This window comes from Burkholderia mayonis (assembly GCF_001523745.2).
Taxonomy (GTDB): Bacteria; Pseudomonadota; Gammaproteobacteria; order Burkholderiales; family Burkholderiaceae; genus Burkholderia; species Burkholderia mayonis.
On record NZ_CP013387.1, the window covers coordinates 328,109 to 343,242 of the forward strand.

Annotated in this window: 12 protein-coding genes and 1 pseudogene; 6 read left to right on the plus strand and 7 right to left on the minus strand. The window is 69.0% G+C overall.

Annotated elements, in window-relative coordinates; genetic code table 11:
- Positions 1-34: 34 nt before the first annotated feature.
- Positions 35-514, plus strand: coding sequence for a GNAT family N-acetyltransferase (locus WS70_RS20065; RefSeq protein ID WP_059469852.1), 480 nt, complete (start codon positions 35-37; stop codon positions 512-514).
- 149 nt (positions 515-663) lie between these two features.
- Here WS70_RS20065 and WS70_RS20070 read toward each other — a convergent pair whose 3' ends face one another.
- From WS70_RS20070 to WS70_RS33040, 3 genes are all read right to left on the minus strand, one after another.
- Entirely contained in the window at positions 664-1,092 is a 429-nt protein-coding gene (locus WS70_RS20070) for a DUF4087 domain-containing protein (protein ID WP_059469853.1), read from the minus strand.
- Positions 1,093-1,290: 198 nt separating this feature from the next.
- Positions 1,291-4,224: a heavy metal translocating P-type ATPase gene (locus tag WS70_RS20075; RefSeq protein ID WP_082722470.1), complete on the minus strand. Its 2,934-nt coding sequence runs from the start codon at positions 4,222-4,224 to the stop codon at positions 1,291-1,293.
- On the minus strand, positions 4,221-4,676 hold the full coding sequence (locus tag WS70_RS33040) for a hypothetical protein (protein WP_226382926.1): 456 nt from the start codon (positions 4,674-4,676) through the stop codon (positions 4,221-4,223). Before WS70_RS33040 ends, WS70_RS20075 begins: the two co-directional genes overlap by 4 nt.
- 103 nt (positions 4,677-4,779) lie before the next feature.
- On the opposite strand from WS70_RS33040, the gene WS70_RS20085 reads away from it, so the two are divergent.
- From WS70_RS20085 to WS70_RS20095, 3 genes and pseudogenes are all read left to right on the plus strand, one after another.
- Positions 4,780-6,204, plus strand: coding sequence for a DUF1254 domain-containing protein (locus WS70_RS20085; RefSeq protein ID WP_059598602.1), 1,425 nt, complete (start codon positions 4,780-4,782; stop codon positions 6,202-6,204).
- Positions 6,201-6,358: pseudogene (locus WS70_RS33045) on the plus strand (transcriptional regulator). Before WS70_RS20085 ends, WS70_RS33045 begins: the two are co-directional and overlap by 4 nt.
- On the plus strand, positions 6,358-10,278 hold the full coding sequence (locus WS70_RS20095) for a DUF748 domain-containing protein (RefSeq protein WP_059598603.1): 3,921 nt from the start codon (positions 6,358-6,360) through the stop codon (positions 10,276-10,278). Before WS70_RS33045 ends, WS70_RS20095 begins: the two are co-directional and overlap by 1 nt.
- A 118-nt stretch (positions 10,279-10,396) precedes the next feature.
- Here the strand turns inward: WS70_RS20095 and WS70_RS20100 are convergent, their stop codons facing one another.
- The 4 genes from WS70_RS20100 to WS70_RS20115 form a co-directional block, all read right to left on the minus strand.
- Complete coding sequence (locus WS70_RS20100; RefSeq protein ID WP_059469856.1) at positions 10,397-10,618, minus strand: hypothetical protein; 222 nt, start codon at positions 10,616-10,618, stop codon at positions 10,397-10,399.
- 263 nt (positions 10,619-10,881) lie between these two features.
- The gene (locus WS70_RS20105) at positions 10,882-12,543 is read right to left on the minus strand and encodes an alkaline phosphatase family protein (RefSeq protein ID WP_059598604.1); all 1,662 of its coding nucleotides are present in this window, start codon (positions 12,541-12,543) and stop codon (positions 10,882-10,884) included.
- Between the two features lie 395 nt (positions 12,544-12,938).
- A complete protein-coding gene (locus WS70_RS20110) occupies positions 12,939-13,328 on the minus strand; it encodes a VOC family protein (protein ID WP_059469858.1) in 390 nt (129 codons plus the stop codon).
- A 128-nt stretch (positions 13,329-13,456) separates the two neighbouring features.
- Positions 13,457-13,750, minus strand: coding sequence for a hypothetical protein (locus WS70_RS20115; RefSeq protein ID WP_197419211.1), 294 nt, complete (start codon positions 13,748-13,750; stop codon positions 13,457-13,459).
- Between WS70_RS20115 and WS70_RS32180 the strand changes: the two genes are divergently transcribed.
- Together WS70_RS32180 and WS70_RS20125 are read left to right on the plus strand one after the other, a co-directional pair.
- The gene (locus WS70_RS32180; RefSeq protein WP_059598605.1) at positions 13,734-13,922 is read left to right on the plus strand and encodes a hypothetical protein; all 189 of its coding nucleotides are present in this window, start codon (positions 13,734-13,736) and stop codon (positions 13,920-13,922) included. The genes WS70_RS20115 and WS70_RS32180 overlap by 17 nt on opposite strands.
- Before the next feature lie 17 nt (positions 13,923-13,939).
- A complete protein-coding gene (locus tag WS70_RS20125; RefSeq protein ID WP_059598606.1) occupies positions 13,940-14,989 on the plus strand; it encodes a phytoene/squalene synthase family protein in 1,050 nt (349 codons plus the stop codon).
- Positions 14,990-15,134: the final 145 nt, after the last annotated feature.

Below are 15,134 nucleotides of genomic sequence, written 5' to 3' on the forward strand. Positions count from 1 at the left end.
GGGTGATATCCCGGCTGCTTCGAACAGGTGTGGCATGCTACAGATGCGTCCGATGACCCAGACGGAATTCCGCGAATACCGCGCGCACGCCGCGCGCAGCTATGCGCGCGATCTGATCGAGTCCGGCCAGAGCGAGCCGGACGAAGCCGACGAGCGCGCGCTCGCCTGCATCGACACGCTGCTGCCCGACGGGCTCCTCACCGACGATCAGGTGCTGCTGACGCTGAGCGAATCCGGCGACGGCGTCGTGCTCGGCCACCTCTGGTACGGCGTCGTCGCGGAAGGACCGCATCGGACGCTCTTCATCTACGACCTCGAAATCGAGCCCGCCTTTCGCCGCCAGGGCTGGGCGACGCGCGTGCTGCAGGCACTCGAGGACGACGCGCGGCAACTGCACGTGAGCGAGATCGGCTTGTCGGTGTTCAATCACAACGCGGCTGCGCTCGCGCTGTATCTCGAGCTGGGTTTCGTCGCTGCGACGACGACGCTCGTCAAGTCGATCGAGCCGCTTTGATCTTGCGGTCGTGCTGCCGCTGCGAGCACGGCGGTGCGTCGCGGCTGCGACAGGCGGTCTTCACATCGATGCGGATTTGCGTATCGTTGCGACGCGCACGACGAAGACACGCGGTGTCGCACGTGTTCAAGCCTGTCCGTTATTCGCGTTCATTCTGGCTCTTTGAGCCGCTTGTCGCGCTGACATCGCGATAGCGGGAGCTGTTTCGCCTTCAGCACCTTCACGATCCGCCGTTCCTGCTTGTCGGTGATCACGGTGAGGCAAGCGCATCCGTAGCCGTGCGGGCCGTTGGTTTCGACATATTGCTTGCCCGACATGTCGGGAATCAGGTCCATCCCGTCGGCCTCGGGGCCGCCCATCGTGCTGAGCGTCCATGAGCCGGTGCGGTCGGTGAGCCACCAGTTCGCGGGCGTCGGGTTCTCGAGCCAGCCGCATCGGATTTCGGCCGCGTGCGCGTGCTGGACCCCGAATGCGAGGGCGAGCGCGGCGAGCAGATGGCTTCCGCTGCGGCGTGAGGGCGAAGCCGTTGCGGTCGCTCGCGCGCGCTTTGCGTGGCGGCGGGTGAGGGATAGGGTCATGCTGCGTGATGGGCGGCGCGTTCGTCCGTCGCTGTCGTCCTGTCGATGCGGGCAGTCTAACGCAGTCGAGCACGCGGGCGTGTCGCGATTTGTCGCGCACCGTCGTCGCGCACGGCCCGCGGCCCGCGATGCACCCACGAGCCGCGGGCCGCTTGCTTCATGCGCAGCGCAGGCTGTCGCGACCTTGCTTGTTGCCGCTCAGCGCGCTTCACCCTTCCAGCGCCGCAGCAGCAACGCGTTGGTCACGACGCTCACGCTCGAAAACGCCATCGCCGCGCCCGCGATCATCGGATTCAGCCAGCCGAGCGCGGCGAGCGGAATCCCGACCAGGTTGTACGCGAACGCCCAGAACAGGTTCTGCTGGATCTTCCGATATGTGCGGCGCGAGATGTCGACCGCGTCCGCGACGAGCGCCGGGTCGCCGCGCATCAGCGTGATGCCGGCCGTGTGCATCGCGACGTCGGTGCCCGTCGCCATCGCAATGCCGACGTCAGCGGCGGCGAGCGCGGGCGCGTCGTTGATGCCGTCGCCGACCATCGCGACGACGCCGTCGCCCGCCGTCCGCTTCATCTGTGCGACGACGCGCGCCTTGTCGTCCGGCAGCACTTGCGCGTGAACCTCGTCGATGCCGAGCGTCGCGGCGACGGCCGCCGCGCTGCCGTGGTTGTCGCCCGTCACGAGCGCGCTCTTGATGCCGCGCGCCGCGAGCCGTTCGATCGCGCGCCGCGCATGCGGCTTCACGGTATCGCCGAACGCGACGAGCGCGAGCGCTTCGCGCGGCGCGTCGGCGCGCATCAGCCACGATACCGTGTTGCCTGCAGCTTCCAGCTCCGTCGCGCGGCGCGCGAGGCCGGCCGGCGCGGCGATGCCGAGCTCGTCGCGCCAGCGCGTGCTGCCGAGCGCGAGCAGGCGGCCGTCGACATGCGCCTCGACGCCGCGGCCCGCGACCGCGCGCGGCGTGCCGGCGCGCGCGGCGGCGAACGGTGAATGGCGCGCGTCGGCATCGGCGTCGAACGCAAAGACGACCGCGCGTGCGAGCGGATGCGCGCTGTCGCGCTGGACGGCGGCGGCGAGCGCGAGTGCGCCGGCGCGCGGAATGCCGATCGCGTCGAACGCGGTGACGGTCGGCTTGCCTTCCGTCAGCGTGCCGGTCTTGTCGAACGCGACGATGCGCGCGCGCTGCGCGAGCTCGAGCGCCTGCGCATCCTTGATCAGCACGCCGTGCCGCGCGGCGACGCCCGTGCCCGCCATGATCGCGGCGGGCGTCGCGAGGCCGAGCGCGCACGGGCACGCGATCACGAGCACCGCGACCGCGTTGAGGATCGCCGTCTCGACGCCCGCGCCCGCGACGAGCCAGCCGGCGAACGTGACGAACGCGATCGCGACGATCGCGGGCACGAACACGGCGCTCACGCGATCGACGAGACGCTGGATCGGCGCTTTCTCGGCCTGTGCGGATTCGACGAGGCGGATGATGCGCGCGAGCGTCGTCTCGGCGCCGATCGCGGTCGTCGCGACGGTCAGTGCGCCTTCGCCGTTGATCGAGCCGGCGGTCACGCGGTCCCCCGGCTCTTTCGGCACGGGCAGGCTTTCGCCGGTGATCAGCGATTCGTCGATGTGCGTGACGCCCGCTTCGATCCGGCCGTCGACGGGCACGCGCTCGCCCGGCAGCACGCGCACGACCGTGCCGACGCGCACCTGCGCGAGCGGGACGTCGCGCTCGACGCCGTGCTCGACGATGCGCGCGCGATCGGGGCGCAGCGCGTTGAGCGCGCGAATCGCGTCGGTGGTCTGCCGCTTCGCGCGCGCTTCGAGCCATTTGCCGAAGCGCACGAGCGTGACGATCACCGCGGACGCCTCGAAGTACAGATGCGCGGGGTGGCCGGGGTCGCGCAGCATCAGCCAGATGCTGAGGCCGTATGCGGCCGACGTGCCGAGCGCGACGAGCAGGTCCATGTTGCCGGCGCGCGCCTTGAGCGCGTGCCACGCGGCGCGGTAGAAGCGTGCGCCGAAGCCGAACTGCACGATCGACGCGAGCACGAGCTGCAGCCACGCGGGCAACGCGGCGTCGATGCCGAGCGGCGCGGCGAACATCGGCAGTGCGAGCGGAACGGCCAGCGCCGCGGATGCGATCACGAGCCGGCGTTCGCGGCGGGCTTCGGCGAGCTTGCGGTCGTCGGCGGTGGGCGGCGCGGGGAGGGCCGGGGTGGCCGGGGTGGCCGGGGTGGCCGGCGCGGTTGCGGTGGAAGCTGCGGAAGCTGCGCTTACCGGTGAGGCGCGATAGCCGGCTTGCCTCACTGCATCGACGAGACGGGCGGCTTCGAGGCTCGCGTCGGCTTCGATCGTCGCTTTTTCGGTCGCGAGGTTGACCGTCGCGCGAGCGACGCCGGGCACTTGCGACAGCGCCTTTTCCACGCGGCCGGCGCACGACGCGCAGGTCATGCCGTCGATGTCGAGTTCGAGCGTCTTCGTCGCCGCGGCGTGCATGGGCGGCGCAACAGTCGTTTCGTTTGCCGCGGGCGCCGTCCGCGACACACGCGACTGCGCCGCGACATCGAGCGCGCACGCATCGGGCGGCGGTAACGCGCCGACGCGCGCGTCGCGCACCACATCGGCCCGGTAACCGGCCTGCTTCGCGGCCGCGACGAGCGTCCGCGCATCGACGTCGCGCTCGACATCGACCGCCGCACTCGCCGTCGCGAGATCGACCTTCGCGCCCGTCACGCCGGGCACTGTCGCGAGCGCCTGCTCGACGCGTCGCGCGCAGCCGCCGCAGGTCATCCCGCCGACGGCCAGCGTGACGGTGGCCACACGCGTCACGACGGCATCGCCGTCGTCGTTTGCTTTACCGGCGCCGTCGTGCCGTGCGTCGCCATCCCGGTGCGCGGCGGGCTCCGCCGCGACCGTCGCGCGGTATCCGGCGGCGCCGAGCGCGTCGACGAGGCGGGCCGCGTCGACGGCGGGCGTCGCATCGACGGTCGCCGTGCCGGCGTCGAGATTCACGGCCGCGCCGGTCACGCCCGGCACCTCGGCGAGCGCCTTCTCGACGCGCGCCGTGCAGCCGCCGCAATGCATGCCTTCGACGAACAGCTTCGTCGTGACCGATGTGGCAGGAACGAACAGCTTTGTCATCTGCAATCCGATTCGATAAGGCGGGCGATGCCGCCGACAACTGCAAGTATCAACTTTCCCATGATGGGAAGGTCAAGCGGACGATGCAGCACCGATGCCGATCGTCGGGGCGTGGGCAGCGCGGGGCCGCCGTGGTCGCGGGCGGCCGCACAAGGCTTCGCCGGGCGTTCGGGCGGCGGTCGCAGCGCCAGGGGCATGCGCACGGCGCGGCGTTTGGTCGCGCATCGGCGGCGGTTTCTCACGAATCGCGAGACGGCGAGCGCACCGGGCGTTCGTCGCAATGCGCTGCCGTCCGTCTGCTTCTCGTGTTCGCCATCCCAAATATTGACGATCCGTCGGCACGCCGAGGCGCTCCACTCGGATCCGAATCGCCTTTTCGCGCGATCGGGCATTGTTTTTGCCGGGGCGACGAGAGTACGATACTGCCGATCCAAAAATAACGATCTGATCAAGCAACAGCCGGCCGGCACGCACGCTACGAGGAAGACCCCGCGCCCTACGGGCCGGCCGCCGATCAACACGCGCGGCCCTGCCGCGCGTTCGCCGTGCCACCGAATGATAAAAAACCGACGAGAATCCACTGTTTCTCTGCGGCGCGCTGGCGCGTCGCTTGTCGCGCTGGCGCTGCTTGCGGCCTGCACGTCGACGCCCGAGGCGATCCAGCGCAAGACGGGCTGGATGCGCAGCGAGGTCGCAGATTCCTACATCTACGCTTATCCGCTCGTGCTGATGGACGCCGCGAAGGAGGCCGCGGCGGCCGACGGCGCGCCCGTCAACACGCTGCGCCACGCGCAGGCGCTGCCCGCGCCGGGCACGGCGAATCCGCCGCTCGCGAGCGTCGACATGCTCGATTCGACCGGCTGGCTCGACGTCGCCGACGAGCCGGTCGTCGTCGTGCTGCCCGATGCGCGCGGCCGCTACCTCGATGCCCGCGCGCTCGACATGTGGACCAACGTGCTGTGGTCGACCGGCCCGTCCGCGAATCCGCGCTCGGGCCTGAGCCGGGCGCGCGGGGTCGCGTTCGTCGGCGCCGGCTGGGAAGGCCGGTTGCCCGAAGGCGTCGCGCGCGTCGACGTGCCCGCGCGCAACGTGTGGCTCGACGTGCGGATCCAGACGAGCGGCGGGCGCGACCTCACCGCCGCGAAGAAGCTGCAGCGCGCGATTCGCGTCGTGCCGCTGTCCGTCTACACGGGCGACGCGCGCGGCGTGTCGCGCGCGGTGCACGCGGGCGTGACGCCCGCCGATCCGGCGTCGGAGGCCGCCGCGCCCGTCGCGCAGGTCGCGGCGCTCGACCCGCCCGGATTCTTCTCGCGCGTCGCGCGCGCGTTGCAGGACAATCCGCCGCCCGCCGCCGACGCGCACGCGCAGGAGATCCTCGCCGACATCGGCGTGACCGCGGGCGCGCCGGTGCAATGGAAGGGCGACAAGCTGATCGGCGCCGAGAACGGCGCGGCCGAGGCGCGCGAGCGGCTCGCCGCGCTGCCGCCGAACGTGCTGACCGCGAACGGCTGGAGCTGGCTCGGCGACAGCGCAGGCAGTTACGGCCAGGATTACGCGTTGCGCGCGTACGCGGCGTCGACGCAATTCGGCGCGGCGACGCGCGACGACGAAACCGTCGCCGTCGTCAAGACCGACAGCGCGGGCCGGCCGCTGAACGGCGCGTACCGCTACGTGATCCGCTTCGCGCCGAACGCGCTGCCGCCCGCGCGGGCGTTCTGGTCGCTCGCGCCGTACACGCCGGACGGCGCGCTGCCCGACCTGGGCCGTGCGCGCCGCTCGATCGGCGAGCGCGACCGGCTGCACCGCAACCGCGACGGCTCGCTTGAGATCGTCGTGTCCGCAACGCCGCCCGGCAAGGGCTACGCGTCGAACTGGCTGCCCGCGCCGCGCGCCGACTTCGCGCTCGCACTGCGGCTCTATGCGCCGAAGCGGCAAGCCGCCGACGGCACCTGGCAGCCTCCCGCCGTCATCCGCAAGTGAACGTTCGCGCGCGCCACCCGGTCATAAGGCCGGGTGCGGCGCGCGCCGACGCCCGCATCCTCGCTGCGTCACGAAAGGCGCAGCGCCTATACTGGCGAAAGCCGGACCTTCCCGTCCCGATTTACTCGCTGCCGTTCCGACGGCGATTCAGTAATGGCATTCAATAAAGAAACCATCCAATCGACCTTGCAAAAGCTTGGCGTCGCCGCCCGGTCGCGCCGCGCGAAGCGCACTGGCATCGGCGTCGCGATCTTCCTCGCGGTGTTCGGACTGCTCGGCTTTTTCGCGGCGCCGCCGCTGATCCGACACATCGCCGAGCAGCAACTGAGCCAGCAGCTCGACCGTCCCGCGACGATCTCGCGGATCGCATTCAATCCTTACACGCTGCGGCTCGAGGCCGACGGCGTGCACGTCGGCGAGCGCGGCGGTCAGGGCGATTTCGTCGACATCGGCAAGCTCGTCGTGCGCGCGTCGTGGACGTCGCTCGCGCGTTTCGCGCCGATCGTAGACGAAGTGCGACTCGATCAGCCGCGCTTCCGCATCGTCCGCTACGACGCGCAGCGCTTCAACTTCACCGACCTGGTCGACAAATTCTCCAAGCCGTCGCCGCAGCCTTCGACGAAGCCGGCGCGCTTCTCGGTATCGAACATCCAGGTCAACGACGGCCGCATCGAGTTCGACGACCAGCTGCTGAACACGAAGCACGTCGTCGACCAATGGTCGGTCGGCATTCCGTTCATCGCGACGCTGCCGTCGAAGACCGACATCTTCGTCACGCCGAAGCTGCGCGCGCGCCTCGACGGCAGCGGAATCGCGATCGACGGCAAGACGAAGCCGTTCGCGCAGTCGCGCGAATCGTCGATCAACCTGAAGTTCGACGGTCTCGACGTGCCGCGTCTTCTGTCCTACGCGCCGACGAAGCTGCCCATCGACGTGCGCTCGGGCAAGCTGTCGAGCGATCTCAACTTGAATTTCGCGATGTCGGGCGATACGCCCGCCCTGCGCGTGTCGGGCGCCGTCGATCTGAACGACGCGCAGGTGACGGGCCCGGCGAACGAGCCGCTCTTCGCCGCGCACGCGGTGCACGTCGCGGCCGCGCAGATCGAGCCGCTGCGCAACGTGCTGCATTTCGACGACATCCGGATCGATCAGCCGGTCGTGTCGCTCGCGCGCGACAAGGCAGGCGTGCTGAACGTCATGAAGCTGGCGGGCGGGGCGGAGAGGGCGCCGGCTGCGGCAAAGACCGCCGCTTCGACGCCGGCGCTGGCCAAATCCGCTGCTGCTTCGGGCGACCCGGCCGTCGCGGCAGCGTCCGCGTCCGGAGCGGTCGAATCGCCGCCGGCCAGCGGCGCGCCGGCTGCGGCCGCGTCCAGCGCAGCCGCGACCGCCGAGAAAGAGAAGACCCAGCCGCTCGACCTGACGATCAAGCGTTTCTCGATCAACGACGGCACGCTCGACATGAACGATGCGTCGCTCGCGACGCCCGCAGCGATCTCGCTCAAGCACGTCGCGACGACGCTCGCCGATTTCACGCTGACGGGCAAGACGCCCGCGCGCTATACGCTCGCGACCGACGTCGCGAGCGGCGGCTCGCTGAAGGCCGAAGGCGCGTTCAACCTCGCGGCGCGGCAGGCGGACACGAAGCTCGTCGTCGACGCGCTCGCGCTGCCCGTCGTGCAGCCGTATCTCTCCGGCGCGACGTCCGCGCGGGTGCTCGACGGCGCGCTCAGCACGTCGGTCAACGCGAAGGCGGACTGGTCGAAGACGCCGCTCGACGCGCAGGTGAGCGACAGCGAGCTCGGCCTGAAGTCGCTGAAGATCGCGCTGCCGAACGCGAAAACGCCGGCGGTCGCGCTGCCCGACGCGCGCGTGAAGGTGACGAAGATCGACTTGGCCGCGCGCACCGCCGAGATCGCGAGCATCGATGCGACGGGCCTCGCGCTCGACGTCGCGCGTTTGCAGAACGGCAGGATCGATCTCGCGTCCCTCGCCGGCGCGCACGAAGCGGCGCCCTCGCGCGCCGCCGCACCCGCGTGGCGCTACAAGATCGACGAACTGAACGTGAAGGACGCGAAGGCGAACTTCACCGACCGCTCGACGCCGCTGCCGGTGAAGCTCGCGTTCTCGCCGCTGCAACTGAACGTCAAGCAGATCAGCGAAGACCTGTCGAAGCCGCTGCCTGTCAAGCTGACGACGACGCTGAACCGCAAGGGCTCGCTCAACGTGTCGGGCAACGTCACGGCGACGCCGCTCAAGGTCGGCCTGAAGCTGAACGGCAACCGGCTCGACGCGGCTGCGTTCGAGCCTTACTTCGGCAGCATGCTGAACGCGACGGTTGCGAGCGCGCTGCTGAACGCGAAGGGCGACCTGAATGTCGAGCAGGCGAAGCAGTCGATGAAGGCGTCGTATCGCGGCGACGCGGCGCTCGTCGACGTGCGGATGCTCGACAAGGCGACGTCCGATCCGTTCGCCGGCTGGCGCTCGCTCGCGCTCACGAACCTGAAGGCGAATTACGACAACGTGCGCGGCACCGATGTCGACGCGTCGCGCGTGACGTTTTCGAATTTCTACGGCCGCGTGCTGCTCGACGCACAAGGGCGGCTGAACTTGCGCGAGGTCGTCGCGAAGGAAAGCGGTCCCGCGCAGTCGTTGACGCGCGATGCGAGCGGCAAGGAGCCGGTGCCGCTGACGCCGCAGGCGGCGTCGCAAGCGAGGGCGGCCGCCGCGGCGTCGGTCGCGGCGCCGGCGTCGGCGCCGGTGCTCGCGTCGGCGGCCGCGGCGTCGGCTGAGAGCGCGTCGGCGTCGGCCGTATCCACGTCGGCCGCATCCACGTCGGCCGCATCCGGCGCCGCCGTCGTGCGCGCGGCCGCGCCGCCTCAGCACCCGGTGCGGCTGCATTTCGGCCAACTGCTGCTGCAAAGCGGCCGCGTCACGTACACCGACAACTTCATCAAGCCGAACTACACGGCGAACCTCGTCGCGATCAACGGTACGGTCGGCGCGTTCGGCACCGACTCGACGACGCCCGCGCCCGTCGACGTCGGCGCGAAGCTCGCGGCGAACGGCCCGATCACGATCAAGGGGACGGTGAACCCGCTGATCGAGAAGCCGGCGCTCGACTTGACCGCGACCGCGCACGACATCGAGCTGACGAACCTGACGCCGTATTCGGCGAAGTACGCGGGCTATCCGATCACGAAGGGCAAGCTGAACGTCGATCTGCACTACAAGCTCGACAACGATCAACTGAGCGCGAACAACCACATCTTCATCGATCAGTTGACGTTCGGCGACCACGTCGAGAACGACACCGCGACGAAGCTGCCGGTGCGGCTCGCGATCGCGCTGCTGAAGAACTCGCGCGGCGAGATCGACGTGAATCTTCCGGTGTCCGGATCATTGTCGAATCCGGAGTTCAGCGTCGGCGGCCTGATCTGGCGCGCGGTGCTGAACCTGATCGCGAAGGCGGTCACGTCGCCGTTCACGCTGCTCGCGCACGCGTTCGGCGGCGACGGCGAGGAGCTCGGCTACGTCGAGTTCGAGCCGGGCCTCGCGAAGCTGTCCGACGCGTCGGACAAGAAGCTCGACACGATCTCGAAGATGCTCGCGGAGAAGCCGGCGATCCGCCTCGACCTGATCGGCCGCGTCGATCCGGTCAAGGACCTGCCGGGCCTGCGCGACGCGTACGTCGACCGGCTCGTCCGGCAGCAGAAGCTGAAGGACGTGGTCGGCCAGGGCGAGAGTGTCGATCCGATGACGGTAAAGGTCGATCCCGCCGAGTACACGAAGTATCTGACGAAGGCGTACAAGGCCGCCGACTTCAAGAAGCCGCGCAACGTGATCGGCTTGACGAAGACGCTGCCCGACGACGACATGAAGCAGGCGCTCGCCGATCATGCGCCCGTCGATGATTCGAGCCTGCGCGCACTCGCACAGAGCCGCGCGCAAGCGGTCCGCCAGTATCTGGAGGGCAAGGTCGATCCGAGCCGGATGTTCATTGTCGCGCCGAAGCTCGATGCGAAGGGCATCGAGGACAAGGGGGCGACGACGCGCGTCGACTTCGGTCTGAAGTGACGCCGGGGGACGTCGCATGACGTCGGCTCGACGAAGGCGGCGCGGCTCGGTCCGCGCCGCTTTTTTTGTTCCCGTGCCCGCGCGCGGCCCTCGTGCGCGGCAGAGGCGGCGCGCCGCGTCAGCGCGCCGCGACGGCCGGGGCGCGCTTCTCGAGCTCCTTGCGCGCGGCGAGCGGAATGCGCGGATCGTCCCACGCGGCCAGCCATTCGACTTCCTTCGCGGTGAACACCTGACCGTAATTGCGCAGCGCGTATTGCAGCGAATCGATGATGTGATGACGGATGATCTCGGGCGTGCGCGCGTCGTCGAGCACGCATCGGAAGGCTTCCAGCGTGGCCATCGTGATGCTCCGGATAAGGACGATTTCCTTATCGCATGACAATAGTCCTTCGCCAACCCTGAAAAAAACGCCCGGCGGGCCGGACGTGCGGGCGTCGCGGCATGCGCCGGGCGGCAAGTCGCCGCAGTGGGCGGGCGGCGAACGCGCCGATGTGCGCGGCGCGCGATCTTGTTTAGACGAACCGGATGGTTCGGATGTCCGGACCGGCTGGAAGCGCCGGCCGCCGCCGATATGCAGGGGCGGCCGGCGCTTCCCTTGCGTCTTCAGCGGTCGAGACCAAGGCCCGGCAGCACGCGCGTGCCTTCGAGCGCGACGGCGTGCAGCAGGCGCGGCTCGAGGCCGAGCGAGCGCAGGATCGTCGGCGCGACTTGCGTCGTCACGACCGGCGCGTCGATCGTGCGGCCTTGATGGAAGCCCGCGTACGACACGACGAGGCCGAGGTGGTTGTCGTCCGGCGCGTTGCCGCCGTGCTCTTCGTCCTTCTTCTTGCTCGACGTGTAGATCACGCCCGGATTCGGCTGCACGACGATGTCCGGCGTGCGGCCGAGTGCGGGACTGCCGAAGCGCTCGGCGACGCTCGGGCCGGACAGGATGTAGGCTTGCGGGCCGTCCGCGCAGATGCCGGGCGCGTTGCAGCCGAGGTTCGCCTTCAGTTTCGCCACGACCGCGTTCAACTGACTCTGGTCGCGCAGCCAGACGAGGCCGACGTCGTCGGTCTGCACGAAGCCCGTGCCGACGAGGCCCGTGCCGTCGTTCAGGTTGCCCGACGCCGTGTTGTTCTGGCCGAAATTGCCGTTCGGATCGAGGAAGTTGTTCGCTTCGAGGAGCGCCGTCAGCGTGTCGCCGTTCTTTACGAGCTTCGTGTGATCGGTCGGCGACTGGCCGTGTTTCGCGGTCACGATCACGACGGTCGAGTCGTACAGGCCGCGCTGCTTGAGCTCGGCGACGATGCGGCCGAGCGCGCCGTCGACGTACGCGATCGCGTTCGTGACTTCCGGCCCCGGCGTGAAGCTCGCGTCGAGATAGCCGCCGCCCGATGCGACGGTCGCCTTCTGCGCGACGGAAAGCGTCTGGAAGTTCGTGCCGAACATGGTCGGCACGGGCGCGGCCGCGGCGCCCGTCGAGTTCTTGCCGTCGATCTGATTGACGATCGCCTGCACGTGATAGTTGTCGAACTTCTCGGTGTGCGTGTAGAGGTCGGTGTAGTTGGTGTTCGTCGCCGGATCGATCGAGTTGATCTCGGTGCGTGCGAGGTCGTCGACGCCCTTGCCCGACGGGCCGTTCACCCAGTCGTAGCCCCACGCGTGCTTGTCCGCCCACGCGGTGTGCGAGCCGCGGATGTGTTCCTTGACGACTTCGAACAGCGTGTTCGTCTTCACGTAGTCGTGCGGATAGACGCTCACGCACTGACCGTTCACGCGCGCGTGCGGGATCGCCTGCGGGTTGAACGCGCCGCCGCCGTCGAGATGCGTGAGCGCGCCGCCGTTCTGCGCGTCGATGCCGGTCGTTTCGTCGAACACGACGTTCCAGCCTTGCTTGCCCGAGCACGTCGTATCCGACGGTGCATACAGCGTGCGGTCGTACGACACGTCGTAGAAGAGACCTGCGCTCTTCGGCGAGCCGCCCGTCACGAGCGCGGCGAGACCCGGGAACGAGTCCGACAGGCCCGGCGTGTGCGCGTTCGTGTACGTGACGCCCGATTTCGCGAGCAGCGCGAGGTTCGGACACGTGTTCGCGCCGACGCAGCGCGCGACGTCCTGCTCGTGCAGTCCGTCGACGCTGATCAGGAGCACGTGCTTCGCGTCGACGGGACGGTGATCGTGATCCCGATCCTGCGCGGTGGCGGCCGACGCCACGCTCGCGAATGCGAGCGCGCCGGCGCCGAGCCATGCGCTGATTTCGAACTGTTTGCTGTTGCGTTTCATCGTTGACCTCGTCAGTTGAACAGTCATACCACCCACACCCGGGGCTGCAATCTGCACGCGGATTGCGAACGTGTCGTGACGTGCCGCTTTCGTTTGTCTGTCGATACGCGGGGCGGTGCGCGGTGCAAGCGCGGCGGGCGGTGCGGCGAAGTTGTGAGAATTTGTATCGCGGCGGGTCGGCGGAAGGGCGGTGGATGCGAGGGGGGGCGGGATCGGTCGTAGTGTGTTCGTCATGGCGCGCGCGAGCGCGGTGCGCCGATGCGCGCAGCAAGGCGGAACGACGGGCCGCTCAATTTGCGCGACGAGCGGGCTGCCGCGCTGTGCGGAACGGCGACCGACGCATCACATGTCGCGCGGCGCTTTCGCCACTCGCGAGCGCAAGCGCGCGCGGACGCTCAGCTCGGCTGCGAGTTCTGCAGGACGATCCGATAGCCGTCCGGGTCTTCGAAAGTCACGCCTTGGCGATCCCAGTACGGATTCTCCGAACGGTGCGGCACCGCACCGTATGCGCGCATGCGCTCGACGGCCTCGGTCCACGCGCCGCGGTCCGGCAGATAGAACACGAGCAGATGCTCGGCGGTCGGCGCGCGCGCGACCGTCACGCCGTGCTGGCGCGTGAACTCGATTTGCCACGGATAGCCGGCATGGCCGACGATCGCGCCGTCGAAACCTTCGTGATTCTCGAAGCGCGCGACGATGTCGAAGCCCAGCGCCTCCGTGTAGAAGCGGATGAGCGCATCGATGTCGTTGGTCGGGCGGGCGACACGCAGGACGGGTGGATTCATCAGGTCACTCCTGTTCTCGAAGAGTCGATGAGAGGGGTTATGCGGAGCTCCGTTTTTCAGCATAGGCCGAAAATGCGGCATGGACCCTGCATGACCTCACCCGGCGCGCCGTGCGGCGCTTGCAGTATTTACTCGGTGGTTTCGTCGAGGCCGCGCTGCAACAGTTCGGTCAACAATCCGGTCATCCCGTCGGGGCGCGACGCCGCCCGTTCGTTCAGGCGCGCGACGAGCTCGATGTTGAGCTTGCACGCGAACGGCACGAGACCTTGCGCCTGTTCGAGCTTGCGCCGCTCGCGACGATCGGGCGCCGTGTCTTCGGCGCCCTTGCCGAAGCGGGCGGACGTCGTGTGCTTCATCGCTTGCGTCAGCTTCAACGCCTTGTTCTTCTCGAGATCGGTTTTCTTCATGGCCATCGCGTTCACCTCATGCGGGAAAGGATGCGATTGTACGCATTGCGGCGCGGCGCGGATATCGATCGCGGCATTGCCGGACGCCGCGCGCGGCTCGACGGCGCTTGCCGGTGGCGTGCGCCGCCCACAATCGCTCGGCGGCCCGCGCGCGTTTGCCGATACAATGCGGCAGCAAATCGTATGACCGACCTGATCCGATCCATGGGCAATCCCTCCCGGGCCTTTCTGCTAGGCCCTCTGCTGAAGGGCGTTTCTCGCTCCTTCTATCTGACGCTGCGCGTGCTTCCCGAAGGGATGCGCGACCCGATCGGCCTCGCGTATCTGCTCGCGCGCGCGGCCGACACGATCGCGGACACGCCGCTGATCCCGCCCGCGCAGCGGCTCGAACTGCTGCTGTCGTTGCGCGCGCAGGTCAACGGCACGCCCGAACCCGACGCGCTCGCGCGGATCGCGGGCGAAGTCGCGGGGCAGCAAATGCTCTCGGATGAGAAGACGCTGCTCGAATCGCTCGGCCCCGCGCTCGCGGTGCTGTCGCAACTAAGCGCGTCCGATCGCGACGCCGTGCGCGACGTCGTGACGACGCTCACCGAAGGGATGGAATTCGATCTGCTCACGTTCCCCGACGAATCGTCGGGCCGGATCGCCGCGCTGCGCGAATGGCCGGAGCTCGATCGCTACACGTATCTCGTCGCCGGCTGCGTCGGCGAGTTCTGGACGAAGATGACGTGTGCGCATCTGCCCGGCCTGCTGACCGAGCATCCGGACACGATGGCCGAGCGCGGGATTCGTTTCGGCAAGGCGCTGCAAATGACCAACGTGCTGCGCGATTGCGGGAAGGATCTGCGGATCGGCCGCTGCTATCTGCCGCAGGCGATGCTCGGCGGGTACGGCCTGCGCGCCGACGATCTGCTGCGGCCGGACGCGTCGCGGCGCGCGCGGCCGCTGCTGCATGCGCTCGTGCGCAAGACGCTCGAACATTTCCGCGCGGGCATCGACTACACGTTCGCGATTCCGCGCCGCGCGCCGCGCTTGCGGCTCGCGTGCCTGTGGCCGATCGTGATCGGCCTGAAGACGCTCGCGCTGCTCGTATCGAATGACGCATGGCTCGACCCGGCACGCGCGTCGAAGGTGCGGCGCGGCGACGTGTATCGGATCATCGCGTATTCGTTGCCGCTCGCGATGTCGAACGGCGCGCTGCGTGCATGGCTCGATCGCCTGATCGCGGACGTCGAAGCGCGGCTCGCGGCTTGATGCGCTGCGCTTGCCCGCTTGCTCGTTTGCTCGCGCGTCGCGTCGCGTCGCGTCGCGTCGCGTGGTGGAATGGGGAACCGGAACGCGCTTTCCCATTTTTAAGGACCGTTTAATTTCAGGTCTGCTATAACGATCGCGTGGCCGG

Excerpts from the sequence above, each read along its gene's own strand:
- WS70_RS20065 (WP_059469852.1), top strand. The coding sequence starts at position 35 with ATGCTACAGATGCGTCCGATGACCCAGACGGAATTCCGCGAATACCGC.
- WS70_RS20070 (WP_059469853.1), bottom strand. The coding sequence starts at position 1,092 with ATGACCCTATCCCTCACCCGCCGCCACGCAAAGCGCGCGCGAGCGACC.
- WS70_RS20075 (WP_082722470.1), bottom strand. The coding sequence starts at position 4,224 with ATGACAAAGCTGTTCGTTCCTGCCACATCGGTCACGACGAAGCTGTTC.
- WS70_RS20085 (WP_059598602.1), top strand. The coding sequence starts at position 4,780 with ATGATAAAAAACCGACGAGAATCCACTGTTTCTCTGCGGCGCGCTGGC.
- WS70_RS20095 (WP_059598603.1), top strand. The coding sequence starts at position 6,358 with ATGGCATTCAATAAAGAAACCATCCAATCGACCTTGCAAAAGCTTGGC.
- WS70_RS20100 (WP_059469856.1), bottom strand. The coding sequence starts at position 10,618 with ATGGCCACGCTGGAAGCCTTCCGATGCGTGCTCGACGACGCGCGCACG.
- WS70_RS20105 (WP_059598604.1), bottom strand. The coding sequence starts at position 12,543 with ATGAAACGCAACAGCAAACAGTTCGAAATCAGCGCATGGCTCGGCGCC.
- WS70_RS20110 (WP_059469858.1), bottom strand. The coding sequence starts at position 13,328 with ATGAATCCACCCGTCCTGCGTGTCGCCCGCCCGACCAACGACATCGAT.
- WS70_RS32180 (WP_059598605.1), top strand. The coding sequence starts at position 13,734 with ATGGCCATCGCGTTCACCTCATGCGGGAAAGGATGCGATTGTACGCAT.
- WS70_RS20125 (WP_059598606.1), top strand. The coding sequence starts at position 13,940 with ATGGGCAATCCCTCCCGGGCCTTTCTGCTAGGCCCTCTGCTGAAGGGC.